Raw genomic sequence first — 24775 nt, forward strand, 5'->3', positions numbered from 1 at the left:
GGGGAAATGTGAATCGACGCGGCAGAGATGCACTGTCTTTCAGTATGCTCGATCGTAGCCCATGTATCGAAAATGCAGGGTATGATGTTCTGCCCATTCGATCGTCAAGGAACTGATTCATGGATCGCTCCAAGTTCTCTAAACGTCAATTCGCCGCACCACCCTGGTTTTGGCTCGGTCTGATCGCGCTGTGGGGGATTGCGCTGGGCCTGCGGTTTTGGGGCTTAGAGCGCTTTGACACCTTGGTCTTTGACGAAGTTTATTTTGCTAAGTTCGCGCGTAACTACCTCACCCAGACACCGTTCTTCGACGCCCATCCACCTTTAGGGAAGTACCTCATTGCCGTGGGGATCTGGCTCAAGGGCTTCAATCCGTGGGGCTACCGCTGGATGAATGCCCTTACGGGTTCGTGCATTCCTTTGCTGGTTGTCGGATTGGGGGTTCAGATCGCGCGCCGCTATAGCTTCGCCCTCTTGGCAGGGGCGCTTGCAACGCTAGATGGCTTGCTGTTGGTGGAGTCGCGCTATGGCTTGATCAATGTTTACGTTTTGGCGTTTGGGCTGCTAGGCCATTGGCTGGCGCTATTGAGCGGTCAGCAGCGAGGGTGGAAACATTGGACGGCACTGACGTTGGCAGGGTTGAGCTTTGGAGCAGCAGCAGCCGTAAAGTGGACGGGACTGGGATTCTTGCTGGGGCTGTATTTATTCTGGGCGATCGGGCGGCTGGGCCGTTTGGGACGACCGGGGTTGAGGCTCGCTCAAGAGCTTCCGCTCGAACAATTCCTGCGGCTATCCTTCACGAAGCTATTCATTTTTATTCCCGTAACGGGTGCCGTACTGTACAGCCTGCTCTGGATTCCCCATTTGCTGCAAAACCCAGAGTTTGGGTTTATTGAAGTGCACCGACAAATGTTTGGCTACCACCAAAGGGTGGGGAATGGACCGTCTATCCATCCCTATTGCTCGTCACTGCCGGAGTGGCCGCTGATGAAGCGTCCGGTGAGCTATTTTTATCAGCTCGCCTCATCGCTCCAAGACAGTCTTCCGGCGACAGGTCCTCCCCTTCCCTTTAACAAAGCTAAGTACGTCTACAGCGTTTATGCAATGGGAAATCCACCGCTGTGGTGGAGCGCGACGGTCGCGATCGCCATCGTTTTAGGCATGATGGTGTGGCACGTCGTCCTGCAGATGAGACAGCTTATCCGCCCGAGTCGAAACATTCTACGCTTTAATTCCGAGAAACATTACGTTCCGCTTTACCTCATCACCGGATATGCCGCTAACATCCTTCCCTGGCTGAGCATCAGTCGCTGCGCTTTTTTATATCACTACATGCCAGCTTACCTCTTCAGCAGCTTGGCGTTAGCCTGGTTGCTCGAAACGGGACTTCCCCATTCGCTCAAACCGTTGCGCATCCTCTCCCTGGTCGCGATCGCCCTCAGTATTTTCGGCTTTTTATTCTGGCTTCCCGTTTATCTGGGATTGCCCATTCGTCCCCTAGAGTGGCAGTGGCGCATTTGGTTTCGATCTTGGATTTAAATTCGATCGATTGAGAATCTTTCGCAATAAACAAGATATATAATCTCTCATACGTTACCGTTTGATGTGAAGATATATTGTTAAAATCGGTAACAAAGCTGAGTTAAGTTTAGGAAGCCTTGTGTATGGGACGCGTTGGAGTTTTGCTGCTGAATTTAGGAGGGCCAGAGCAACTCAGTGATGTCCGTCCCTTTCTATACAACCTATTTTCAGATCCTGAAATTATCCGGATACCCTTTCGCTGGCTGCAGAAACCCCTGGCCTGGTTTATTTCGACCAGCCGCGCCCAAAAATCTCAAGAGAACTACAAGCAAATTGGCGGCGGCTCGCCGCTTCGCCGGATTACTGAGGAGCAGGCTAAAGCCCTCCAGGATAATTTGCGCGGCAAAGGTTTAGATGCATCGGTATATATCGGGATGCGGTACTGGCATCCTTTTACCGAAGAGGCGATCGCCAAAATCAAGCAGGACGGCGTGCAGGAATTGGTGATACTGCCCCTCTACCCGCAGTTTTCCATCAGCACCAGCGGATCTAGCTTTCGGTTGCTGGAAGACCTGTGGAATGCCGATCCTCAACTCCAAACAATTAAGTACACCGTCATTCCCTCTTGGTACGACCGACCTGGTTACGTCGAGTCTATGTCAGACCTCGTGCGACAAGAACTAGACCAGTGCGCGGATCCTGAGAAGGCAACGGTGTTTTTTAGCGCCCATGGCGTTCCAGTGAGCTACGTCAAAGAAGCAGGCGATCCTTACCAAACCGAAATTGAGAACTGCACCGAACTCATCATGAAGGCGCTCGATCGGTCCAACCCGCACGTATTGGCTTACCAGAGCCGCGTCGGTCCGGTGGAGTGGCTTCAGCCTTACACGGAAGACAAGCTTGAAGAGCTGGGAGAGCAAGGCGTCAAAGAACTCGTGGTCGTTCCCATCAGCTTTATTTCCGAGCATATCGAAACGCTTCAAGAAATCGATATGGAATATCGCGAACTGGCTCAAGACGCGGGCATCGATCGCTTTCGTCGAGTGCCTGCTTTGAATACCTATCCTAAATTTATTAACGATTTAGGCGATATGGTCGTGGAATCGCTGCGCAACCCAGCCATCGCTTTTGCGGAGGTTTTACGCCCTGGCAAGCAGGTCAAGATGTACCCTCAGGAGCGCTGGGAGTGGGGGTTGACTTCCGCTGCAGAGCGTTGGAACGGTCGCTTTGCCATGCTGGGCTTTATTGCCTTGATTATCGAACTCATGAGCGGTCAAGGGCCGCTGCACGCGATCGGTTTGCTGTAGGCAGGGTTCTATTTGGAGCGATCTAGGGTTACTTCCAGGCTGCTGATGAGCGCGTGTCCGGTCATGATGCTGCTAGACCAGTAGTAGCGATCGTCGTTAATGCGGTAGAACCGTTCGACGCCAAAGCGCTGGTCGCGATCGCCCAAAATCCAAAACCGCTGCAAAATCGAGTCTGGCATCAGCCAGCCTTCGCCTTCTGTCTGTCCGTACTGACTGTGCTGCAGTACAAACGTATACTGCTGCTGCGTTTCTCCGGCAATCCGACCCCGGTACTGCAATGTAATATCGGTGGCATCTCCGGCTTCATTTGCCAGCGAAGGACGCGTGATTTTGCCCACCAAGCTAAACCACTCGTCATTATTCCAGACCACCATCACCTTTCCCCGAACCGGAACGCAGGGTTCATCTCGACTCAGCAACCAATGTCCCTGGAGTTTCCAACGTCCGTCGTTCATTAAAAATGTATGGTCGGCAGGGGCCGAAGCAGCTGATTTTGCAGCAAAGTTAATAGACATTTATGCGGTTCGGGTGAGTGTGGCTATGGCTGTTGCAGGGGAAGAGAGGAGCGTTGGATTGCGGAAGGGTTGCAGCGTGGAGGTGAAGATTCTAGGCTATTCCCGAAATAAAAACTACTAACCATTCTGTAGGGACGCAAGGACTTGCGCCCCTACGACTTAGTTTGCCCTGTATCTGAATGGGAGAAACATTCTGGGAGCGTAAATTCGAGCGATTTCAGCAGAATTTTCAGCCTGACGCCGTCCAGGGTGTATGAATATCCCCTAGGAGCACGGATTGGGCCGCACCCGTAGCCGAGGGAAGATTGCCTGGAATGCCCAACACTCGCCAGTGAGCTAACACTGCAAAGGCGATCGCCTCTTTGGCATCGGCATTCACCCCCGCATCGTCGGTGGTCGTCACCGGAATAGCGTCTCCGAGCAGGACCTGAATCCGCTCCCGCAGATAAGTATTGCGGCTTCCCCCGCCGCAGAGCAGCACCCGGTCCGGCATCGCCTCTAAACTCTGCCGATAGCTCTGCACGATGGAGGCAGCGGTCAGTTCCGTCAGGGTTGCCAGCACATCCGCTTGGCCGAGCTGATACGCGCGAGCATCTTCAAGACAAGCCTGTAAATACGCCGGGCCGAACAACTCTCGTCCGGTGGATTTTGGAGGGGATTGTTGGAAGAAGGGCTGGTGGAGCCACCGCTCCACCAGCGGTTGGCAGATCGCGCCTCGGGCTGCCCATTGTCCGCCTGCATCGTAGGTTTGCTGGCCTTGGGTAAATCGAGACACGGCTAAATCTAGGAGCACATTGCTCGGACCCGTATCCCAGCCTCTAACGCCTTGTCCCAGTTCAGGTTCTGAGTCCAGGGGCGGTAAAACCGCAACATTTCCGATCCCGCCCAGATTCTGGACGCATCGCCATTGGGTGGGGTGACTCAGCAAACACAGGTCAATTTTAGGCACGAGCGGCGCGCCTTGTCCCCCAACGGCGATATCTGCCGCCCGGAAATTGCTTGCAGTCTTGGTCCCCGTCGCGCGCGCGATGACCTCGCCACGGCCCAATTGGAGGCTGTAGCCCAACTGTCCCGCTTGGGGAGGGCGGTGAAAAACAGTTTGACCGTGGGACCCGATGAGATCTGCTTTGAGGGATTGCTCGGCCTGAATGGCGATCGCCGCCTCTGCAAACGCCTGGGCGATCGCGTTATCCAGAGTCGCCAGCGCCTCGACGGAAAGGGGAGAACCCGCGCAAACCGCTAGAATTTGCTGCCGCAGCGCGGGACGGTAAGCATAGGTTTCAAAGGCAATGAGATCCACCGCCAAATCCCGCTCGGTACCGGAGATATCCACCAGGACAGCATCGATACCGTCCACAGACGTGCCGCTCATCAATCCGATAATCCGTTGCATGGCCCCATCCCACAAAACTCCTCTCAGTTGTAGCATCGAGTCCGCTCAAAAGTTCGCGGTATTTTACATCTATCCCGGTAACAGCTCCCGAGCAATGGGGAGCGAGGCCAAATGCCAAGCTTTTAACTCGATTCTTTGAGATTGACCCCAATAAGCCTGTTTTCGAACAAATGTCCGTGAACTTATTAATTTCTGATAAAATATTACAAAAGTTAAGATTTGAATTTAAATCCCTCATGACTTTATTAATTGTTGGTGCTACCGGAACCCTTGGCAGGCAAATCGCGCGTCGCGCTTTAGATGAGGGGTATGAAGTTCGCTGCCTGGTCCGGAGCGCTAGAAAAGCCGCGTTCTTGAAAGAATGGGGCGCCCATCTCGTCCAGGGCAATCTGTGCAATTCCTCCACTTTGGCACTCGCCTTCGAAGGCGTTACGGCTGTCATCGATGCCGCCACGACTCGCGCGACAGACACCCAAAGCCTCCGGGAAGTGGACTGGGAAGGTAAAGTCGCTCTCATCAAGGCAGCAAAAGCGGCGGAAGTCGAGCGGTTTATCTTTTTCTCGATCATGGGGGCAGATCGCTACCCTAAGGTGCCCTTGATGGACATCAAACGCTGTACTGAAGCCTTCCTGAAGGAGTCCGGCCTGAACTATACAATTCTGCGTCCCTGCGGTTTCTTTCAAGGCTTGATCGGGCAGTACAACATCCCAATTCTTGAAAATCAACCGGTGTGGGTAACGGGGGAAGAAACGCCGATCGCCTATATGGACTCTCAAGATATTGCCCGGTTTGCCGTACAGGCGCTTAAGAAAGAAGCGACCTACCGGAAAGCATTCGATCTATCCGGTCCCAAAGCTTGGACGGCAGAGCAGATCATTCAGCTCTGCGAGCAGCTTTCTGGCAAAGAAGCAAAAGTTTCTCGGATTCCAGTCGGGGTTCTGAAAGGGCTGCAAAAATTCGTAGGATTTTTTCAGTGGGGATGGAGCGCTGCAGAACGATTGGCTTTCACAGAAGTGATTACCTCAGGGCAGCCCCTCAATACGCCCATGGCAGAGGTCTATGCTGCCTTTGAAATCGATCCCGATAGCATTGCCACGCTTGAACCCTATATGCAAGACTATTTTAATCGCATTCTCAAAAAGCTGAAAGAGATCGATTACGACAAGCAACAGCAGAAGTCCAAGAAAAAGCGATCGCCGTTCAAGTCATCTCAATCTACCTAGGTCTATGGACTGAACTCAGATTTAGATGCCCTGCATCTGCCAGTTGCCGATCTTAAAAAGCAGAATAACGGTAGAGGCCGAATCGCGTGGGGAAAGCCGGAATTGTTTATAACGACAACAAGCCCATTGCCTGCAATACCGCTAAGGACATTACCCGTTACTTTAAGGCTGCAGGTTGGGATGTTGTATTGGCCACAGGGGTAGGCGGTATTTTGGGCTATTCTCGCCCTGAATTGCCTGCTTGCTACTCCAAAATTGAAAATATGGTGCCGCCGGGTTTTGATGCGGACATGGCTTTTGCCGTGGTGCTCGGCGGAGATGGAACGGTCCTGTCGGCTTGCCGTCAACTGGCTCCTGCGGGCATTCCCATCCTGACGATCAATACGGGGCATATGGGTTTCTTGACGGAAACCTATCTCAACCAGCTACCAGAGGCCTTGAGCGCTCTGATGGAAGGGCAGTATACCGTTGAAGACCGAGTCATGCTGACGGTGCAGGTGATTCATGAAGGGGGGCTTCTCTGGGAGGCGCTATCTCTGAACGAAATGGTGCTGCACAAGGAACCCCTTACGGGCATGTGCCATTTTGAAGTTGAAATTGGCGCGCACGCATTGGTCGATATTGCAGCGGACGGGGTGATTATTTCAACCCCCACTGGCTCGACGGCTTACGCGCTGGCAGCGGGCGGACCTGTCATTACCCCTGGCGTCTCAGTGCTCCAATTAATCCCGATTTGCCCGCATTCCCTCGCATCCCGCGCCCTTGTTTTTTCAGATGCGGAACCCGTCGAGATTTTTCCGGCCAATCGACAGCAGCTCATTTTAGTGGTGGATGGCAATGCGGGCTGCTATATGCTGCCGGACGATCGCGTGAGGGTACAAAAATCTCCTTTTTCAGCGCGATTTATTCGGTTGAGTTCGCCAGAGTTTTTTAAGATTTTGCGCGAGAAACTGGGCTGGGGACTGCCCCACATTGCTAAACCCACCTCTGTAGAACTGCCTTAGCAAGAGGTTAGAATCGGCTGCGTACCAAATATTTACAGTAGACCTCTTGCACGACGAATATCCTAGCGATTAAAATCGCGGCTACAAGGACGATGTCCGCCTTCGCGGACTTAAGAGAAATCCGGATTTAGTCTGCGCAAGCGAAGCCAGCCTTCAGGCTTAGGCAGACTTTGTTCTTGTAGCCCCGAATTCATTCGGAGGGCTTCCAGGATTCATGCAAGAGTTCTAGTCTCTAGCTGGCTGAGCGGAGTCGAAGCCAGCGGTAAGCTTTTATCCTGGAAATGGCCTAACCCTTAGACTGCGCGACGGCTTCATAGCATTCTGCTGCGGGCTGACGTAGTTCCATTTGCGAGACTAGCAACTCGTAGGCGTCCCAGTTTTCAGTTAGCAGTTGCCGGGCGCGACGGGTAGCCTGTTGTTCGTAGAGTTTGATATTCAGGCCCAAATAGGCCAGAGTTTCCCTCAACTGTCGGAGGTCGTCTTCGTTGCCTCGAACAGAACCGTATTTGAGATCTTCCGCAACGCCCCCTGCCACCCAGACGGTAGAGAGGTTATGAATGTTTGCCTTCAGCCAATCCGAAGGCGCGATATCTGAGGGTTGCTCTAGCACAACCCCACCTTGTCGAGCGTTCCCCTGACGAAAAGCGGCCCAGACGCTTAGGGAATAGGATTGGATGGGAAGGTTCAGGAGTGAAGCGGCTAAAAAATGGCCCGCTTCGTGATGCAGGACGCGCTGTCGGTACTGAGGGGAGAGTCGGGCTAGGGTGTCGAGCAGCAGCGTGAGGCCGAGGGACTGGAACTGGAACCCGTCCACGGTAACGGCGCTGAGGCCGACTAAAATAACGCCCGCGCTCAGGGCTGGAGAAATGTGGAGAAATGGCCCCAGCAGGACAGATAAAGTCATGCCAAATACGCTGAGGGCGATCGCGTTGAGAGTAAGCTGGTTCATATCTCCCCATTTTAGGGGTTGCCGGGCTTGAGGTGTTGGGCGCGGTAGAAGGTTTCTAGGCTAGTGCGATCGCCGACAAAGCGCCAGTGCCAGGGTTCGTAGCTGACGCCCTGGGCGTTGCCCTGGGTAAAGGACATTTCAAAACTGAACCGCGCAGCGTTGGCAGACAGCCACTGAAAGGCTGGCGTACTTTCAAAGCTTTGACTGAGATTCGTGTCGGAACGCTCGGCATCTCCAATATCGACGGCATAGCCCGTGTGGTGTTCGCTATGGCCGGGAGGCGCGCTCACCTCAGCTCGTTTTGAGACGGGTTGGTTGCGCTGTTCTTTGACGCGAAAAAACAGGTCGTTTTGATCGGCGACGGAGCGAAAGCCGGAAATAGGAATTAACCGCACGCCTTCGGCGGCGGCTGCGGCCTCCATTTTGCGATAGGATTCCGCCGCTGCCTGCCGCAGTTTGACGGATCCGTCTGCGGTGATGGGGGCTAGCTCGTCGATGGGAGCTTCGGCATAGGCGAAGTGACCCAGCATCCGATCGGGCGAGGCGTCTGGGGAGGCTGCTGCGATCTGAGCGGGAGATGGCGCAGCTGAGGGGGGCGCGACGACAGGCGGGTTGACGCCTGCTTTGGCTTGAGGGGCGGGTTCGCCTTTCGGCCACAGCACGAGCGCCGCAGCAATCAGGGCGATCGCCACTGCAATCGAACCGCCAACTGCGATCGCGGGGATGGGAAGGCTGGACTTGGCAGGTTCGTTCGCCGACCGCCGTATCGCTTCAGGGATATCATCACGCATACAACAAAGGCGATGGGCTGAGATGCATTGTAAGGTTTCTGCGAGTACCTTGGATAGAGGAGATAGAGGAGATAGAGGGGGCTGAGAGAGTCAATATTTACGTTCCTGAGGTTGGAAGTGGGTAATGGTGACAGGCATATAGTCTAACTGAACCGCATCCTGAACCGCATCGGGGCGATACCAAGCCAGGGTATGTTGCAAAAAGGCAGCATCGTCTCGGGCGGGATAGTCTTCGCGACAGTGAGCGCCGCGACTTTCTTTGCGATGTAGGGCGCTGGTCATAATGATCTCGCCCACGATCGCGAGGCTGCGCAGTTCTAGGGCTTCTAAAATTTCGGTGTTCCAGACGGTGCCTCGATCGTCTAAACGAATGGTTTTGTAGGCATCTTTGAGGATCTTAAATTGGCGCAGCCCTTCTGTAATCAGTGCCTCGGATCGAAATACGCCGCAGTATTCAGTAATGCAGTCCTGAACCTGTTGCCGGAGTTTGCCAATCCGAATGTCTCCAGGTTGTTCGAGCAGGGACTCGATCTCTTGTTTGGCGGCGGTGAGATAGTGTTGTGCGTCGATCGCAGGCAGGGTTTGGGTTGGGACGTATTGGGCGATCGCCGCCCCTGTCCTCCGCCCGTACACGACGCATTCCAGCAATGAGTTGCTGCCCAAGCGGTTGGCGCCATGGACGGAGACGCAGGCGGTTTCTCCGGCGGCAAAGAAGCTTTTGACGAGGGTATTGGCATCGCGGCGCACTTGCCCGTCTACGGTGACGGGGATGCCGCCCATGGAGTAGTGAATGGTGGGCCGCACGGGAATGGGTTCGTAAATGGCATCGACCCCGGCCAATCGATGGGCTTCTTCCCAACAGAAGGGGACGCGGCTCATGATTTTTTCTTTGCCCATGTGGCGCAGGTCTAGGTACACAAACGGCCCGCCCGCACTACCGTCTGGTTTGATGCCGCGCTGCTGCCGAATTTCTGTGGCGATCGCCCTGGAGGTAATATCCCGTGGGGCCAGTTCCATCCGGCTGGGGGCGTAGGTGGCCATGAAGCGATCGCCGTCGCTGTTGATGAGGTATGCGCCTTCTCCGCGCACGGCTTCGGAAATGAGGACTCCAGCAGGGTACAGTCCCGTGGGGTGAAACTGGACGAATTCCATGTCTTCCAGGGGCAGCCCTGCCAAAGCGACCATCGCTAGGCCGTCGCCCGTGGAGGCAAAGTCATTGGAGGTGGTGTTAAAGACGCGACCGTAGCCGCCCGTGGCAAACATGACGGCTTTGGCGCGGAGCACTTCTAGGGTGCCGTCTTGGATGTGGTAGACCACGACGCCTTTGGCTTGATTGTCTTCTAGGATCAGGCGCATGACGTACCATTCTTCGTAGATGGTGACGCCGAAGCGCAGGAGGTTGCAATAGAGTTCGTGGAGGATGGCGTGGCCTGTTTTGTCTGCGGCGTAGCAGGTGCGGTTGTGGCTGTGGCCGCCGAAGGCGCGTTGGGCGATGCGTCCGTCGGGTAGGCGGGAGAAGAGCACGCCCAGATGCTCTAGGTCGATGACGACCTCGGGGGCTTCTTTGGTTAAAATCTCGACAGCATCTTGATCGGCGAGGTAGTCTGAACCTTTGACGGTATCGAAGGCGTGGGCTTCCCAGCTGTCTCGATCGTCTACGTTTTTGAGGGTGGCGGCGATGCCGCCTTGGGCTGCGACAGAGTGCGATCGGATGGGGTGGGTTTTGGCGACTAGGGCGATGCTAAGCTGGGGGTCTGTACGGGCGATTTCTAGGGCGGCGCGACAGCCTGCGAGTCCTCCGCCGACGATGATGACATCACAATCGATCATGGTTAAGCTTTCTCCTGCCCGTGAAAATCTATAATGCTTGGCACTTTCAGAACGCAAAACTGACTCTTAAAGATAAGCACATATACCTTTTAAGCTTTAACTGTTTAGAAGGATATTGTATGGAATGATTCAGTCTAAAAGTCTGATAAGGTGCTGAAGTGACTGATCTTCTTAAGTTTATCAGGCTGTACGGGCGTAATGAGTCTGTGTAAAACCTTTAGTGGGGTGTTATGCAGAATAATTCAGTCTAAAAATCTGATTAGGGTGTCATGCGGAATGATTCGGGCTAACAGTCTAATACATGTCAAGAACACCGATCTACTGAAGGTATGTGATGTATATACGGAACGATTCAGTCTAAATAATTGTTGGGCTGCTTCGTCTTCTGGTGGCGGCAGTCTTGACCAGCCATCTGTTTATTCAGAGTTGAGTTGCTAAGTTTGCCAGCCAGGTTATAATGCATCCGTTTCTTGCGTGATTACCTGAGTATGAGCAATGACAGATCAAGGCAAATTCAGCTTCTCGTCGAGAGATTGCATGGATTGACTAATTCTCAAATCAACTGGGTTGAATCAATTGTTAGTCAATTTACTGTCACACACAGCTACGAGATCATTGACTCAAATCTATTTGATACCTGTATGCTGGATAGCTTTGGTGATGCTCTTTTAATTCACCATTGCATGTCTAAAGAATCATTTTCAAAAGATAAATTTGAATATGTATTGGAAAGAGTTGCAAACTTTTGTGGAAATGATTCTGAAATAGCCAGTCGAGGAAACCCAGGTCACGATATCACTATCAATGGAGAAAGGTTTTCTCTGAAAACACAGGCAGATAGGAGTATCAAGGAAAATGAAATCCATATCTCTAAGTTTATGGAACTGGGACAGGGGCAGTGGGGTGATGTTCCCGAAGATTTAATGAGACTTAGAGATCAGTTTTTTCGGCATATGAGTTCTTACGAACGAATTTTATCGCTGCGTACTCTATCTAAATCTCCTAATGATTGGATTTATGAACTTATCGAAATTCCAAAAACTCTACTGTTGGAAGCGAGAGTTGGAGAACTAAGGATGATGACTAGCAGTAAGCAGTTTCCTAAACCTGGCTATTGTTATGTTCGAGATGAGCTTGGCGAAGAAAAATTTCAGCTTTATTTTGATGGAGGAAGTGAACGCAAATTGCAGATAAAGCGTCTACTTAAGAAATATTGCTGCGTTCATGCGAGATGGCAATTTCCTCCTATTGATTTATACGCTCAACTGTAGCTGAGAATTTCTGAGACGATTGTTTGCAATATCTATATATTCAGACTTCAGTTCAATCCCTACACATTTCCTTCCAACTTCCAAGCAAACTTCACCCGTTGTACCTGAACCAAAAAAAGGGTCAAGAACGAAAGAACCTTCCTGACTTCCAGCCAAAATACAAGGTTTAATTAAGGAACGTGGAAATACAGCAAAATGGGCACCCTTAAATGGTTCAGTATTAATGTTCCAAATTGTTTCTAGAGCATTCATAAACCAAACAGTTCGTTTATTCTTTTTCTGACCATTTGTGTAGGTAGGTTCTTTGATAGCCTCGTTGTCATAATAGTAACGTTCTGACTTTGAGAAAAGAAACATATATTCATGTGAGCGAGTTGGTCTATCTTTTACTGATTCAGGCTGACAATTGGGTTTGTGCCAAATAATATCTGATCGAAGATACCAGCCGTCAGATTGCAACGCGAACGCAATACGCCAAGGTACGCCTATTAAATCTTTAGGCTTAAGCCCATTGGGTGTGGGTGGCCTGTAGTCCATTCCACGAGCTGGATTTTTCTTGTCATGGTCTCGCCAAGTTCTGTTTCCGCTGGTGTACGAGTCGCCAATGTTCAGCCAAAGTGTTCCATCATTTGCTAAAGTTCGTCGAACCTCGCGAAACACTGACACGAGATCATTTATGTAATCTTCCAAACATTCTTCTGCACCGATTTGATGATCAGTTTCGTAATCTCTTAATCCCCAATAGGGAGGGCTTGTGACACAGCATTGAAAAATGCTCTCAGGCATTTTAGCTAACTCAATACGGGAATCACCATGAATTATGGTGCACTCCTCAGTCAGACTAGCTGCGTCATCAGAACTGGCCTGTGCATGAGATGTAAATTTCATTCTTCCTGGTTTCCCTCATTCAAATTGCCCATTTTCTTCGCAACAAGCCTGTCTATGGCAAGAGCTACTTTCAGATGATCCTCTGTTCCTAATGGATAGGAGGGGCTTTTAGCACCAGAAATAGTTCCATCAAACACCATCTGCACTTTAGTCACAGGTACATATTTGTCATCCCATTTTTCAAGTCCTACTGAAACCTTATACTCAGTGCCAGACAAATATGGTTCGCTTGCTGGAATCAATTCATACAGTTCTGGGAAGAAGGTTTTAGACATAGCTCCTCTTGTAGAGGCTGGTCAGGGACGATAAAACCCTATAGGCTCCTATAGGTATCTATAGTTTTACCCTATCTATCTCTGCGTGTCAACAGCAGCCCAATCGGGATAGGGAGAATCCTCACGAATCCCCCCTCCCACACCACCCATCATGCGGCTCCGCAATGGGCGGTTCCAAACCTAACTGCTAGACAAACTGACTGACTTCTTTGCATAACCCTGAACTTTCATCCATAGGTCGCGAATCGAAAGCAATCCTTGTTTCGCTAACCATTCATTGGTCATTCCCGTCTGCGTCGCCAACGTTCTCGACAATCGCCAATAGCCTTTACGACTAAGACCCGTCAAAATCGCATGACTGCGAGACGTTCCCAGTTGCAATAGGTTGCCGATGCGCGTCCTTGGTCTGCGCCATTGTTTCCAATAGCACATCCGTATCCGTCGCCTCAGCCATCCGTCTAATTCTGGAATCGGCCCATACAGTTGGGAAACACCACAGTAGCCCATCCATCCTCTTAGATATTGGTTCAACCGCTCAATTCGATATTCCATTGACACTCGCCATCGCCGCGAAGTTAGTCCGCGCAACCGATGCTTAAAGTCTTGGAATGCACGCTCGCTCCAGATGATTCGGATGCCCTGAAACGTAAAGCTCAGATATTCCAAATCCTCAATTCGACGCACTCGACTTTTAAGCGGATTCACCTTCAGACGTAACGCTTGGGTTAGATAGCGAGTTACCCTCGCCATCACCCGCCGTCCCGCTCGCGATGATTTGACCAATATGACCACATCGTCCACATAGCGGGCAAAGCGGTGTCCTCGGCGTTGCAGTTCTTGGTCAAGGTCATCCAATAAGATATTGGCGAGCAATGGCGATAGGGGCGAACCCTGAGGTGTCCCCCATTCCGTTGCTTGCACGACTCCCTCGACCATGACCCCAGCGCGCAGATAACGACCTATCAAGCTGAGGAGTTTCTTGTCCCGCACCTTGCGGGCGACTCTAGACATTAGGACATCATGGTTGACGTTATCAAAGAACTTTTCCAAGTCCAAATCTACGACGACTCGGTATCCTTGTTTGACGTATGCCTTTACCTGTTCGATCGCACCGTGGGCGCTTCGCTTTGGACGACATCCATAGCTCAAAGCCCTTAGTGGTGCAGAAAACTCCTGAAACCCTGTAAACTCGTTATTCTCAACAAGGCCATTTATTGAGAATATACAAAAAATTAACGGAAATAGGTAGCTTGAGCCTATGGTAAATCCGCTCTAAATAGGCCTAAAAAGTTTTCTGCACCACTAAGGCTCAATGCCACTGAAATAAGCTAAATCAATTTACTAGAGCAGCTTTGAGAACAGCACGAGGTTTATTCATTCGCGCAAATGGCTTTGGCCTACGTTTTAGCACTCTGGGTTCAGACCGAAAAACTCTCAAAGGCAGCAAGTCCTTTGCTACAACCTCCATTAGAACTCGATACAAATTTTGCTGTATCTTTTGCGTTGTAATTGCCAACAACCCTATTGTTTGTAGGAACTGCTGTCGAGTTCCCTGCAACGACAGTCGAGATAGGGCTTGTTCTGAGGATTGCGCTGTCTGGAGCATGACGGTTCGCAAGAGATTGTAGGCCAATAGATGTGCCCAGAGGTCTTTGCGCACCATTTGCGGGGTTTTGGCGCTGAGCATCTCCATACCCAAGGTGGTTTTGAGATGTCGTAAATTAACCTCAGCCGCCTGCCATCTCAGACCGTAGAGTTGACCTAACTGCTTGGCACTATAGCGTTTGGCATCGAGTAAAGTCGTGACAATAATGATTCGTAGGTCTCGAAAACCTGGACGACGGATTAGGATAGACACCTCGCGAACATCTAAAAACTTTGGCAACTGGCTAAAGTCTTCCTCACTCATGTGTTGAGGAGGTTTGGAAGGTTTATGCCATCGAACAGCATGGTCTCCAATACCCAGCTTCTGACCTCGACGAAAATCGCTATGACGGGCATGATGCTTACGAAACACCCCATCAGCGCCCTGGGCTTGGACTAAGGCCAGATCTGTAAAAGTTCCATAAGCTCGGTCGCCGAGCCCTACATCCCCAGGCACTAAGTCCGCATACAGCAGACGACTCAATTCCAGCTCACTGGTCTTAAAACAGCTCACGCAAGCCGACACAACCGCACCTGTCATTAAGGAGAAGACCACCACAAGCTTGGCGATGGGAAATCCACACCCTGGCTTTTGGTTACTGTGTTGAGGATAATCGGCTTGGTTGGCAGGCGTATCGCTCATCAGCACTGTGGTACCGTCATAGACCCGCACCCGAAGTCCACACCATTGTTCGGTCGAGGGAATCGTTTGTTCTAACGACTCCGCCGTATCGGGAATCAGACGCTGCAAGACGCTTTCGCTCAATCGTTGACGGGCTTTACTATAGGCTCCAGTATCAGGGGAGGGGCTGTCTCCGCCTGCCGCTCCCACCCAAGCCGTAATCCGTTTGACGGCATTGCTGAGGCTTTTATCCGGGTCTAAAACTTGAGACAGGAGTGCCCATAGCGTCACAATCGGCGTATACACACAGTTTCGATACTGAATATTTTCTTCTACTAAAATTTCTTCAATCCGCGACGCTGGCAATATCTTCAACCAAGGTAATCCAATACTCTGATTGAACTGCTGCTTGAGAATTTCGGCACGATTCAGCATAAGATAAGGAGGTATTATTTTGGTCTGTAAGGCTATGATGCTTCTAAATCATGCCTTGCAGATTTTTTTGTCTCCTTATTTCAGTGGCATTGATCCATAGCTTGAGTCTGAAAATTCAGGGTCAAACATGGGGGTTAGGATTTGCAGGATGGCTTGCTGAATCACGCGGTCTATGACCGTCGGTACTCCTAGCAATCTCTCTCCCTTTCCTCCTGGCTTGGGAATGACGACCCGACGCACAGGGGAGGGTTGATAGGTGCCGTCCCGCAAGGATTGGCGAATCTCGTCCCAGTGAAGACGAGCATGGTCTGGAAAGTCTTTGAGGCCCATTCCGTCGATGCCGGGGGCTCCTTTGTTTGACTTTACCTGTTTCCACGCTCGGTGCAGGTGCCCTGGGCATAAGATTTGCTCCATCAGGTTTATCTCTAAGGCTGGCTGCATGGTTCCACGCCAAGGCGCTTCTCCCCCGGTCGGGTTCGTCAAAGTGTTTGAGTGTTCCATGGCTCCTCCTTTTCTCGGTTTGGTTCGGCCCTTCGCCTTGTCTTTTCCATTACAGGAAAGCGTTTGACTACTATGGCCTCGGCTGACTTCTGCCCTCTCGTCGCTTGTTGCCAAGCGACGGGCTGTTTGGGTTGCGTTAGGGTTCTGTGGTGTTTCCAGTCCTTTCGGGCTGGCCCTCATTCAGACTCCCTTGGCTCTCGAACAGTCAGGGGGGGCAGACCTCCCCAGATAAGAACATGAACTTTCCCTGCCCAACTGCATCATTTACCGTGTTCCCTAAACCAATGGACTTCGTTGTGGTGTGCCAACTCGTCCCAGGAATTTCAGCCTTCTATGATGTTTCTGTTCGTCAGCTCGCAGTTTTGCCGCTGGCTTCCTTCAGACCTTTCCTCGCGGAAACGCCCTTGCCTTAAGCTAGTAGTTAGCGCCACTCGGGTCTATAAATTGACCATTTGGACGTTGGTTCTCCTACAGAAGACTTTCACCTCATGAGTTCATGCCCATGCTGGGCGTACACAAGCCCGCTGCACCGGAACGAATATAAGCTATCGTTAGGACGCAAAGTTTGTCTGCGTCCGGTGAGCGGGAACGTTAGATCCTCCAGCAGTTTCTAGTGTTTTTCTCAGTTCATTTTTGGGTTTATTGCTGAGTTTAAGTGGTGTGATTTTTGGGCTGTAGTTGTACAGTTTAGTTGTTGGGGTGGTGGGGCGATCGCCCTTCACAAAACACACACAATGCATTGCGCAGGCGGTACAATAAATTCAACAGTTCAGGTCGCTTTACTGCATTGGTGTAAACATCGTTAGGGTGTAAGCCTAATTAATAAGACAAGTGAATGGATCCGACTGACGAGCAACTCCTCACATTCTATAGAATCGTTCGACGGGCGGTTCTGTTGTCCTCATTCATCTCTTTTGTGGAACTGGCTCCAGACAATAATCTTTATGTCTACATTGGCCGTTATGATGCCTTGGAGAGTTCTGTTATTTGCATTCTTCCTAATGGAGATTACGAGCTATGACCCATTTAGATCTGACTTCCCTAAATAAGCAGCAGCTCACTGCTCTGCTCTGGGATCTTAAAGGTACCCCTGCCGTTCACTCAATCTATCAGGAACTCAGGACGCGCCCCTCCGAAGTGACGATCGAATTCTCAGATCCAGAGTGGGAAAGCAAGACGGATGAGGCACTAAAGCAGGTACTCGGCATAGTCAAACACTCAGATCGGAGAACGTAGCATTGTCTCGCTAACTCCGTTGACAAATGAACAGAGGTTAATCAGTCAAGTAATCAAAGAGCTGCTTGACCGAAATTTTAATCGCTCCTGCAAAGGTGGGGACTGGCAGCAGCATCTGTGGCTCATCAAAAAATCGCGGCGTTTGGTTCGGCTGATAGACAAAAATACAGGATTCCTCAGAATCAATTATCCAGCCCATCTCCGTACCATGGTCTAGACAATGCACAACATTTCGCAGGACTTTCGTTTGGCGTTGGTCGGGGGACAGAATTTCGATAACCCAATCAGGATGCAGTTCAAACCGATTGGATACCCTGCCATCTGGCTCTCTAGGAATACGTTCCCAACGAAAAACTGCAATATCTGGGACAAGCGATCGCCCGCCGAAAGTACATCGAAGTTCAGGATAGGCATGGGCAATTTTCAATGGGCTGAGAGTGTTGTCTATATCTCCCGTCAAATCTCGCTGCAACGTACTATGTTCGCCTTGAGGCATTGGCTTTTGGATGATTTGACCGTCTATATATTCACTGGCAGGCTTTGTTTCGGGCTGCCGCAGAAACTCTTCTAGCGTGATGAGTTGAGTGGGTGTTTGAACCATAAAACTCGACCTAAGCAACTTTAGAGCGTATTGCCTTATCTCATGTCGTCAGTGTAGCTCAGTCAATGTTGAATGTTTTGCATTTGAAGTATTGCCAGTCGATTGCTCAACACCGCGAGCCATTAGAAGAAACTTGCCATCTTCTAGGTCCGGTGCAGACCTATTTTCTTTAAGATGCCGCCGAATTAAATACCGGGAGTTCGACCTCGGCGATCGCTCGAACGGGACGCAACCGCAGATCTTGATAAAATTCCTGTTGTTCTAGCTCGATTTTGCCCTGAGCGCTGAGCAGCAGCAACGCCCAAAATAAACCCACCCGATCGTTTTTGATTTCCAGCAGCGCTTCAAAGTCCAACCACCGATCGTTCAGACAGGTATCCGCCAAAATTAGCTCCAGCTCCCCCGCCACCTCCGTCAGGTTTTCTGGGTGGGAGAGCTGGGAGATAGCCTTGATAGACTGGGCGCGAGTGGGCCGCAAGACCTTTTTGACCTTGCCCAGCCGCGACTGCCGATCCACCGCAACGGCAATCAACTCCAATTGCTGAATTAACTCTCCCAGCGTCACCCGCCGCCGTGGGAAAGGATGCGCCACCGGACGGCGGTGCAAGCGTCGCTCCAGGTTGAGGGGCAAAGTCCCGCCCAAAAAATCTCCATCTTCAAATTCTAAAAGCTCAAACGCTTCTTCTACCACCTCTTCCGCAGGGTTCAAGCCCGCCAAAGTTTCCGCCTTCAACAAAATCAACATGGAGGCATACAAAAATGCTTGGCCAGAGGTCGCCAGATCTTGAGGGTGGCTGAGGGAAAGTTCGCTCAAAAACCGATCGAACACCTCCACCACATTGACATCCCAAGGATCGATCTCTCCACGCTGCGCCAAGTCTATGAGAAGGGCGATCGCGTCATCTGCAAACGAATGACTCATAATGAGGACTCAGGTTCGAGCTAATCTTATCGGGTACGACTCTGAAAGTCGAGCATTCCTGCAAAATTAAAAGATTTAATGCCGCTTCTAATATCGAGTACCGCATCTTACCGATGCGGTACTCGCGAACGCAATTCAAAAAAAGCTAAAAATTGCGAGAACTGCTACGCATCAATGGTCATCTTGGCACTGGGCAAAAGACGCTGTTGTTCTTCAATTTCAGCCTTATAACGCTCGATATCTGCCTGTAAAATCTCAATTTCCCGATCCCGTTCTTCTAAGTCTTGCTTCGTGCCAAGCACCGATTGCAGGCGAGTCCACACGCTAAAGACCCAAGCCAATACCGCTCCAATCCCCATCGCAAGAATGAGCTCGATGGAAAGCGGTGCTTTAAACTCAACCCCTTCAACGATCTTGATGCCCACAAGCTGGGTATTTTCAATGCCAAACAGGACCAAAGCCAAGCAAATCACAAAAATAATCGAGAAATTAACCTGCCGCATCAGTCAACTCCCAAACCTGATAAATCAACGTAACCGAATTAATATAGAAAACTTTCGCTGCTCTTGTCTGCCCAAAGCGCAACGTTCCGTAATACTTAGAAACCTTGACAACAGCCCCCGCATCCCGTATCCCTCAAGAGTGTAGCGGCCCGAGGGGACTCATATCCGAATCCGCTAACAAAGTTTAGAAAGTTCCATTCTCAAGAGCCTGAGGGTATGATGGCTTTAGTGAGAGTTAGAAAGCAGTGCTTTTTTTCTGCAATCTTAGAGCGCACCATCTCGGTCAACGCCAGGGTGGGATGACTTCACCGATCCAACACCATTCGGATTTAAGACCTTTTATCCGATTTAGAGGGCAGATGTTATGAATGCAACCCAAATCGATCGTCCCGATATCGCCGCTCTGACGGAAGCAGACGTTTCCAATCTCGCGTTGCGCCTCGAAGAGGATGACTACAGCTCCCCCTTTGAAGCCCTCAACGATTGGCATCTCCTCCGCGCGCTTGCATTCCAGCGCCCCGAATTGGTCGAGCCTTATCTGTATTTATTGGATTTAGAAGCGTTTGACGAATCTTAGCCCCCTCACTCAAGCTTAGGAGAGTCTGTCGCCATGGGCGATGTGCTGGCAGGCAAGCGCGTTTTAGTGGGAATTGGCGGCGGTGTTGCGGCTTACAAAGTCTGCGAAGTCATTTCCACCTTGGCAAAAGCCGGTGTAGAAGTGAGGGCGATCCTGACGGATTCCGCCCAGCGCTTTGTGACGCCGCTGACCGTTACCACCCTCAGCCGCCATCCCGCCTACACGGACGAATCGTTTTGGGCAGCAGCGCACGATCGCCCGCTCCACATTCAGTTGGGAGAATGGGCGGATGTATTTTTGATTGCCCCGCTCACGGCCAATACCCTGAGCAAACTGGCCTTAGGGCTGGCAGATAATTTATTGACCAACACAGTACTGGCCTCGACCTGCCCCATTCTCGTCGCGCCAGCGATGAATACGGCGATGTGGCAGCAGCAGACCGTTCGACAGCGCTGGCAGGCTCTAAAGGACTTAGAGCGGTTCCACGCGATCGGGCCAGAGGAAGGGTTGCTGGCTTGCGATACCGTCGGTACGGGTCGGATGGCAGAACCGGAGGACATCGTGCCCTATCTGTCCTCCCTGCTTCATAGCAAGGGAACTCGAGACTTGACGGGAAAACGCCTTTTAATTAGTAGCGGCGGAACGCGGGAGTATCTCGACCCGGTTCGGTTTGTGGGCAATCCAGCCACCGGAAAGATGGGATTAGCCCTGGCGACGGCGGCTTGGCATCGAGGTGCAACGGTTCAATTGGTGCAGGCATCCTCGCTGCTAGAGGTTCCGTCGGGAAGCACCATTGCCGTTACACATGTCGTGAGTGCCGCGCAAATGCAAGATGCGCTGGTGCCCGCATTCCCGCAGGCCGACTGGACGATTATGGCAGCGGCAGTGGCAGATGTGAAACCGCAGCAGTACGCGACGACCAAGCTACCGAAGCACGAGCTACCAGCGGCTTTGCCCTTGGCATCCGTCCCCGATATCGTGCAGGCGCTCGGCCAGCTCAAGCAACCCCATCAGCGCCTCGTCGGGTTTGCGGCCCAGACGGGAGACATCGCGCCCCCTGCCTTTGAAAAGCTCAAACGCAAAGGATTAGATGCCATTGTGGCCAATCCGATCGATGTGGCCGATAGCGGCTTCGGGGGCGATCGCAACCAGGCTATTTTCATCGACGCCCAGGGCCATCAAACCCCCATCCCCCACTGCACCAAATTGGAGATGGCCCATCGAATTCTAGACCTGATTGCAAAATTGACTTGAAGGCGATCGCTGTTCTTGTCTCGGATCCGGGATTCAAGGCATTGAACCGCTGCCTAGGGCGCATTAAGATAAGAGTCTGAATATCGTAACTTGCGCCCAAAGAGGAGTTTCCATGGCAGACTGGCAGGTCGTTTCCGGCAGCGTAACGGCGCCGAAGGGCTTTCGGGCGGCGGGTATTGCGGCGGGTTTGAAGCCTTCGGGATTGCCAGATCTGGCGCTGATCGTCTCGGACGTGCCCGCGATCGCCGCAGGAGTCTTCACCCTCAATCAAGTCCGGGCCGCTTGCGTAGACTATTGCCGTCAGTGCTTGGAGACGAAGCCTACCGCTCAGGCCGTTCTGTGCAATGCGGGACAGGCCAATGCCGGAACGGGAGAGCAGGGCTGGGCTGCGGTCCGAGAAAAGGCCCAGTTAATCGGTGAAGCGCTCGATATTCCACCGGAGCAGGTGCTGATTGCCTCCACGGGGGTGATCGGTCAGCAGATCCCGATGGAAAAGATGCGAGCGGCGATCGCTCCCCTCATGGGCGACCTGACACCAGATGGCGGGAATCGGGCGGCGGGTTCCATTATTACGACAGATTTAGTCGTGAAAAGCATCGCCCTCGAGTCCACGATCGGCGATCGCCCCGTGCGGGTAGGCGGCATTGCCAAGGGATCGGGAATGATCCATCCCAATATGGCAACATTGCTGGCCTTTATTACCTGCGATGCGGGCGTATCGCCCCACCTGTGGCAGCAGATGCTCGGTCGCGCCGTAGACCGCAGCTTCAATCAAATCACGGTAGATGGCGACACCAGTACGAACGATATGGTGTTGGCCCTCGCCAACGGTCAGTCGCGCACGCCAGCCATTACGGAAATGGGACCCGAGGCCGAACTGTTGGAAGGAATGCTGACGGAGGTCTGTACCGATCTGGCGAAGCGGATCGCGCGCGACGGAGAAGGCGCAACTTGTTTGGTTGAAGTGCGCGTCAGCGGTGCGACGGACGATGCTTCGGCGCGGCAGGTGGCTCGAACCATTGCGGGTTCGATGTTATTTAAGGCGGCGGTGTTTGGGCGCGATCCCAACTGGGGCCGGATTGCGGCGGCGGCGGGCCGGGCTGGGGTATCCTTCAGTCCCGAAAAGCTCTCGATTCGGTTGGGAGACTTTTTACTAATGGAAAACGGGACACCCCAGGGATTCGACCGAGGGGCGGCGATCGCCTATCTCAAGCAAACCGCCGAGCAAAGCAGCTTGCCGCGCAATGCCGTTGCAACGGCCAACAGCAACGATCTGGCGATTTCCACGGAAGGGAAAAACTTGCCGTTCAGCCGCGAGGGCATCGTGCAGCACATCGATCGCCCGGTTGTCGTTACAGTGTCGATTGGGGATGGCAGAGGCACTGGAACCGCTTGGGGCTGCGACTTGAGCTACGATTACGTCAAAATCAACGCTGAATATACAACCTGATCGCCTTGCAAAAAGCAACTCGCGAGTCAGATGGGTCAATCGACCGCGCGATCTCAGGAAATTGAAGTTTCCCATCTGCACGAGCCATGCCGCAGTAAATACAAGGTACTTACTGCGACATGACTCGCGTGTTGCGGCATCCCAAATTCTCAACATCTACTGTAAGACAGTTCTTTTAATTTTTTTAGTTTTGTAAGTTGACTAGAAGTCATCTACGCTGTGTAGCAACTTTTGAAGGCAATGGTCAGCGCAGGTGTTCGGGTCTTAGGCAAAGAAACATATCAATTTACCGTTTGGGCACCTTTGCTCGATCGCGTCGCGCTCAAAATTCTATCTTCTGAGGAGCAGCTGCTGCCTATGAAGCAAATCGAGCCAGGCTACTGGCAGGTCAGCGCCACAAATATTACCCCTGGTACTCGCTATATTTATCAGCTCGACGGTCGCCTAGAACGTCCCGACCCCGCCTCTCAGTTTCAGCCTGAAGGGGTTCGCGGTGCCTCTGAGGTGGTCGATCGAGCTTTTGCCTGGCACGATCGAGACTGGGCTGGCGTTGCTTTAGAAGACTTTATTATCTATGAAGTCCACGTAGGAACCTTTACGCCAGAAGGTACGTTTGATGCCATTATTCCCCGCCTAGTGCGGCTCCAGGAATTAGGCATTACCGCCCTCGAACTCATGCCAGTGGCACAGTTTTCAGGCGATCGCAACTGGGGTTATGACGGTGTTTATCCCTATGCCGTACAGAACAGCTACGGCGGCCCACAGGGACTGAAGCGATTGGTCGATGCTTGTCACCAGCAAGGCATTGCTGTCGTACTGGATGTGGTCTACAACCACTTGGGTCCAGAAGGGAATTACCTCACCGATTTTGCCCCCTACCTCACTTCAAAATATAGCTGTCTGTGGGGGGAAGCCCTTAACTTTGATGGTGCCTATAGCGATGGGGTTCGCAATTTTTTTATTGAAAACGCGCTGTACTGGCTGGAAACATTTCACATTGACGCGCTGCGGCTCGATGCAATTCAGGGCATCTATGACTTGGGCGCAAAACATTTTTTAGCAGAATTGGCAGAGCGAGTAGAAATCCTCTCGCAACAGATGGGACGCAAGCTCTACGTAACGGCGGAAAGCGACTTAAACGACACGCGCGTCATTCGACCGAGAGCAGTAGGGGGGTACGGACTTGACGCTCAATGGTGCGACGATTTCCACCACGCGCTCCATACTCTACTAACGGGTGAGTCTCAAGACTATTACCAAGACTTCGGTCATTGTAAGGATTTAGAAAAATCGTTGAGGGAAGGGTTTGTTTATTCCGGTCAGTACGCCCCCGCTCGCAAACGCTCCCACGGGAATTCCTCGATTGCAGAACCAGCCCATCAGTTTATCGTGTGCGCGCAAAACCACGACCAAGTTGGCAATCGGCTGTTTGGCGATCGCCTACCCCAGCTCGTTTCCTTTGAGGGGCTGAAGTTAGCAGCAGGGACCGTCTTACTTTCTCCTTACCTGCCCCTTCTATTCATGGGCGAAGAGTACGGCGAAAAATCGCCATTTTTCTACTTTATCAGCCACTCCGATCCCAATCTCGTTCGAGCTGTTAAAACTGCCAAAGAAGACGAATTTAAAGCTGCTGGCTTTGCCGGTGACGCTTACGATCCCGCAGCGGTTGAAACTTTTGCCAAAAGCAAGGTGGATTGGGACGCTCAATATGAAGGAAAACATGCCGTACTGTGGCAGTTTTACCAGCATCTCATTCGCCTCCGCCGCACTCATCCTGCTTTGAAAAAACTAGACAAAACCTGCCTTCAAGTTTCGAGCAACGAAGCAGAAAAGCTAATCTTCCTGCACCGCACCAGCGCTGCGCGTCAAGTCTTTTATTTGCTGAACTTTAACGATCGACCCGCGACCTCTGACGTTGCCCTGCCTCCAGCAGCTTGGCAAAAAATCCTAGACACTGCCGATCTTTGCTGGAACGGACCTGGTTCGTCATTGCCCGAAACATTACAGCCCTTTCAGACCCTCACCTTAGCCCCCATCAGCTTTGCCCTCTACGAAGCATGAGTC

23 protein-coding genes are annotated in these 24775 nt (G+C 51.9%); 10 read left to right on the forward strand and 13 right to left on the reverse strand.

The features are described from left to right. Positions 1-119 precede the first annotated feature (119 nt). A complete protein-coding gene (locus R6H26_RS15175) occupies positions 120-1538 on the forward strand; it encodes a phospholipid carrier-dependent glycosyltransferase (RefSeq protein ID WP_404783444.1) in 1419 nt (472 codons plus the stop codon). A gap of 125 nt (positions 1539-1663) precedes the next feature. Continuing rightward, positions 1664-2827: a ferrochelatase gene (gene hemH, locus R6H26_RS15180; protein ID WP_404783445.1), complete on the forward strand. Its 1164-nt coding sequence runs from the start codon at positions 1664-1666 to the stop codon at positions 2825-2827. A gap of 8 nt (positions 2828-2835) precedes the next feature. On the opposite strand, the gene R6H26_RS15185 is transcribed toward hemH, so the two are convergent. Then, complete coding sequence (locus tag R6H26_RS15185) at positions 2836-3342, reverse strand: hypothetical protein (RefSeq protein WP_404783447.1); 507 nt, start codon at positions 3340-3342, stop codon at positions 2836-2838. A gap of 229 nt (positions 3343-3571) precedes the next feature. Continuing rightward, positions 3572-4735 (reverse strand): anhydro-N-acetylmuramic acid kinase, encoded by a 1164-nt coding sequence (locus R6H26_RS15190; RefSeq protein ID WP_404783448.1) that lies wholly within the window; start codon positions 4733-4735, stop codon positions 3572-3574. Between the two features lie 236 nt (positions 4736-4971). Here R6H26_RS15190 and R6H26_RS15195 point away from each other — a divergent pair, with 236 nt between their 5' ends. Both R6H26_RS15195 and R6H26_RS15200 read left to right on the forward strand, forming a co-directional pair. Continuing rightward, a complete protein-coding gene (locus tag R6H26_RS15195) occupies positions 4972-5958 on the forward strand; it encodes an SDR family oxidoreductase (RefSeq protein WP_404783450.1) in 987 nt (328 codons plus the stop codon). 86 nt (positions 5959-6044) lie between these two features. Then, positions 6045-6962 (forward strand): NAD(+) kinase, encoded by a 918-nt coding sequence (locus R6H26_RS15200; RefSeq protein WP_404783451.1) that lies wholly within the window; start codon positions 6045-6047, stop codon positions 6960-6962. Between the two features lie 286 nt (positions 6963-7248). On the opposite strand, the gene R6H26_RS15205 is transcribed toward R6H26_RS15200, so the two are convergent. From R6H26_RS15205 to R6H26_RS15215, 3 genes are all read right to left on the reverse strand, one after another. Next, positions 7249-7911, reverse strand: coding sequence for an ATP-dependent Zn protease (locus R6H26_RS15205; RefSeq protein ID WP_404783453.1), 663 nt, complete (start codon positions 7909-7911; stop codon positions 7249-7251). 11 nt (positions 7912-7922) lie between these two features. Then, positions 7923-8702 (reverse strand): D-alanyl-D-alanine carboxypeptidase family protein, encoded by a 780-nt coding sequence (locus tag R6H26_RS15210; RefSeq protein WP_404783454.1) that lies wholly within the window; start codon positions 8700-8702, stop codon positions 7923-7925. 90 nt (positions 8703-8792) lie between these two features. Further along, a complete protein-coding gene (locus R6H26_RS15215; protein WP_404783456.1) occupies positions 8793-10532 on the reverse strand; it encodes a succinate dehydrogenase/fumarate reductase flavoprotein subunit in 1740 nt (579 codons plus the stop codon). A gap of 542 nt (positions 10533-11074) precedes the next feature. Here R6H26_RS15215 and R6H26_RS15220 point away from each other — a divergent pair. Then, positions 11075-11803: a hypothetical protein gene (locus R6H26_RS15220; RefSeq protein WP_404783458.1), complete on the forward strand. Its 729-nt coding sequence runs from the start codon at positions 11075-11077 to the stop codon at positions 11801-11803. Here R6H26_RS15220 and R6H26_RS15225 read toward each other — a convergent pair. The 5 genes from R6H26_RS15225 to R6H26_RS15245 form a co-directional block, all read right to left on the reverse strand. Beyond that, the gene (locus tag R6H26_RS15225) at positions 11786-12589 is read right to left on the reverse strand and encodes a DNA-methyltransferase (RefSeq protein WP_404791338.1); all 804 of its coding nucleotides are present in this window, start codon (positions 12587-12589) and stop codon (positions 11786-11788) included. The genes R6H26_RS15220 and R6H26_RS15225 overlap by 18 nt on opposite strands. A gap of 98 nt (positions 12590-12687) precedes the next feature. Next, positions 12688-12966, reverse strand: a complete 279-nt coding sequence (locus R6H26_RS15230; RefSeq protein WP_404783459.1) for a hypothetical protein — start codon at positions 12964-12966, stop codon at positions 12688-12690. Positions 12967-13146: 180 nt separating this feature from the next. Next, a complete protein-coding gene (locus R6H26_RS15235) occupies positions 13147-14115 on the reverse strand; it encodes a reverse transcriptase domain-containing protein (RefSeq protein ID WP_404783461.1) in 969 nt (322 codons plus the stop codon). 184 nt (positions 14116-14299) lie between these two features. Next, positions 14300-15667, reverse strand: coding sequence for an IS4 family transposase (locus tag R6H26_RS15240; protein WP_404783463.1), 1368 nt, complete (start codon positions 15665-15667; stop codon positions 14300-14302). Positions 15668-15742: 75 nt separating this feature from the next. Next, positions 15743-16168 carry a hypothetical protein gene (locus tag R6H26_RS15245; protein ID WP_404783465.1) on the reverse strand — a complete coding sequence of 142 codons (426 nt, stop codon included), beginning with the start codon at positions 16166-16168 and terminating at the stop codon, positions 15743-15745. A 1017-nt stretch (positions 16169-17185) separates the two neighbouring features. Here R6H26_RS15245 and R6H26_RS15250 point away from each other — a divergent pair. Then, a complete protein-coding gene (locus tag R6H26_RS15250; protein WP_404783467.1) occupies positions 17186-17404 on the forward strand; it encodes a hypothetical protein in 219 nt (72 codons plus the stop codon). Between the two features lie 37 nt (positions 17405-17441). On the opposite strand, the gene R6H26_RS15255 is transcribed toward R6H26_RS15250, so the two are convergent. The 3 genes from R6H26_RS15255 to R6H26_RS15265 form a co-directional block, all read right to left on the reverse strand. After that, complete coding sequence (locus R6H26_RS15255) at positions 17442-18005, reverse strand: Uma2 family endonuclease (RefSeq protein ID WP_404783469.1); 564 nt, start codon at positions 18003-18005, stop codon at positions 17442-17444. A gap of 169 nt (positions 18006-18174) precedes the next feature. Continuing rightward, the gene (locus tag R6H26_RS15260; protein ID WP_404783470.1) at positions 18175-18927 is read right to left on the reverse strand and encodes a segregation/condensation protein A; all 753 of its coding nucleotides are present in this window, start codon (positions 18925-18927) and stop codon (positions 18175-18177) included. A gap of 164 nt (positions 18928-19091) precedes the next feature. Then, positions 19092-19430: a LapA family protein gene (locus tag R6H26_RS15265; RefSeq protein WP_404783472.1), complete on the reverse strand. Its 339-nt coding sequence runs from the start codon at positions 19428-19430 to the stop codon at positions 19092-19094. Between the two features lie 364 nt (positions 19431-19794). Between R6H26_RS15265 and R6H26_RS15270 the strand changes: the two genes are divergently transcribed. The 4 genes from R6H26_RS15270 to treZ all read left to right on the forward strand — a co-directional run bounded on the left by R6H26_RS15270 (position 19795) and on the right by treZ (position 24772). Beyond that, the gene (locus R6H26_RS15270; RefSeq protein ID WP_404783474.1) at positions 19795-20007 is read left to right on the forward strand and encodes a DUF2555 domain-containing protein; all 213 of its coding nucleotides are present in this window, start codon (positions 19795-19797) and stop codon (positions 20005-20007) included. 42 nt (positions 20008-20049) lie between these two features. Further along, positions 20050-21261, forward strand: coding sequence for a bifunctional phosphopantothenoylcysteine decarboxylase/phosphopantothenate--cysteine ligase CoaBC (gene coaBC / locus R6H26_RS15275; protein WP_404791340.1), 1212 nt, complete (start codon positions 20050-20052; stop codon positions 21259-21261). 112 nt (positions 21262-21373) lie between these two features. After that, on the forward strand, positions 21374-22711 hold the full coding sequence (gene argJ / locus R6H26_RS15280; protein WP_404783476.1) for a bifunctional ornithine acetyltransferase/N-acetylglutamate synthase: 1338 nt from the start codon (positions 21374-21376) through the stop codon (positions 22709-22711). A gap of 240 nt (positions 22712-22951) precedes the next feature. Continuing rightward, the gene (treZ, locus tag R6H26_RS15285; protein ID WP_404783478.1) at positions 22952-24772 is read left to right on the forward strand and encodes a malto-oligosyltrehalose trehalohydrolase; all 1821 of its coding nucleotides are present in this window, start codon (positions 22952-22954) and stop codon (positions 24770-24772) included. The last annotated feature ends 3 nt before the right edge of the window (positions 24773-24775 follow it).

The organism is Altericista sp. CCNU0014 (assembly GCF_044923475.1).
Classification (GTDB): Bacteria; Cyanobacteriota; Cyanobacteriia; order Thermosynechococcales; family Thermosynechococcaceae; genus JAAURS01.

Coding starts and splice junctions, on each gene's coding strand:
- R6H26_RS15175 (WP_404783444.1), top strand. CDS start 120: ATGGATCGCTCCAAGTTCTCTAAACGTCAATTCGCCGCACCACCCTGG.
- hemH (WP_404783445.1), top strand. CDS start 1,664: ATGGGACGCGTTGGAGTTTTGCTGCTGAATTTAGGAGGGCCAGAGCAA.
- R6H26_RS15185 (WP_404783447.1), bottom strand. CDS start 3,342: ATGTCTATTAACTTTGCTGCAAAATCAGCTGCTTCGGCCCCTGCCGAC.
- R6H26_RS15190 (WP_404783448.1), bottom strand. CDS start 4,735: ATGCAACGGATTATCGGATTGATGAGCGGCACGTCTGTGGACGGTATC.
- R6H26_RS15195 (WP_404783450.1), top strand. CDS start 4,972: ATGACTTTATTAATTGTTGGTGCTACCGGAACCCTTGGCAGGCAAATC.
- R6H26_RS15205 (WP_404783453.1), bottom strand. CDS start 7,911: ATGAACCAGCTTACTCTCAACGCGATCGCCCTCAGCGTATTTGGCATG.
- R6H26_RS15210 (WP_404783454.1), bottom strand. CDS start 8,702: ATGCGTGATGATATCCCTGAAGCGATACGGCGGTCGGCGAACGAACCT.
- R6H26_RS15215 (WP_404783456.1), bottom strand. CDS start 10,532: ATGATCGATTGTGATGTCATCATCGTCGGCGGAGGACTCGCAGGCTGT.
- R6H26_RS15225 (WP_404791338.1), bottom strand. CDS start 12,589: ATGCCTGAGAGCATTTTTCAATGCTGTGTCACAAGCCCTCCCTATTGG.
- R6H26_RS15230 (WP_404783459.1), bottom strand. CDS start 12,966: ATGTCTAAAACCTTCTTCCCAGAACTGTATGAATTGATTCCAGCAAGC.
- R6H26_RS15240 (WP_404783463.1), bottom strand. CDS start 15,667: ATGCTGAATCGTGCCGAAATTCTCAAGCAGCAGTTCAATCAGAGTATT.
- R6H26_RS15245 (WP_404783465.1), bottom strand. CDS start 16,168: ATGGAACACTCAAACACTTTGACGAACCCGACCGGGGGAGAAGCGCCT.
- R6H26_RS15250 (WP_404783467.1), top strand. CDS start 17,186: ATGACCCATTTAGATCTGACTTCCCTAAATAAGCAGCAGCTCACTGCT.
- R6H26_RS15255 (WP_404783469.1), bottom strand. CDS start 18,005: ATGGTTCAAACACCCACTCAACTCATCACGCTAGAAGAGTTTCTGCGG.
- R6H26_RS15260 (WP_404783470.1), bottom strand. CDS start 18,927: ATGAGTCATTCGTTTGCAGATGACGCGATCGCCCTTCTCATAGACTTG.
- R6H26_RS15265 (WP_404783472.1), bottom strand. CDS start 19,430: ATGCGGCAGGTTAATTTCTCGATTATTTTTGTGATTTGCTTGGCTTTG.
- R6H26_RS15270 (WP_404783474.1), top strand. CDS start 19,795: ATGAATGCAACCCAAATCGATCGTCCCGATATCGCCGCTCTGACGGAA.
- argJ (WP_404783476.1), top strand. CDS start 21,374: ATGGCAGACTGGCAGGTCGTTTCCGGCAGCGTAACGGCGCCGAAGGGC.
- treZ (WP_404783478.1), top strand. CDS start 22,952: ATGGTCAGCGCAGGTGTTCGGGTCTTAGGCAAAGAAACATATCAATTT.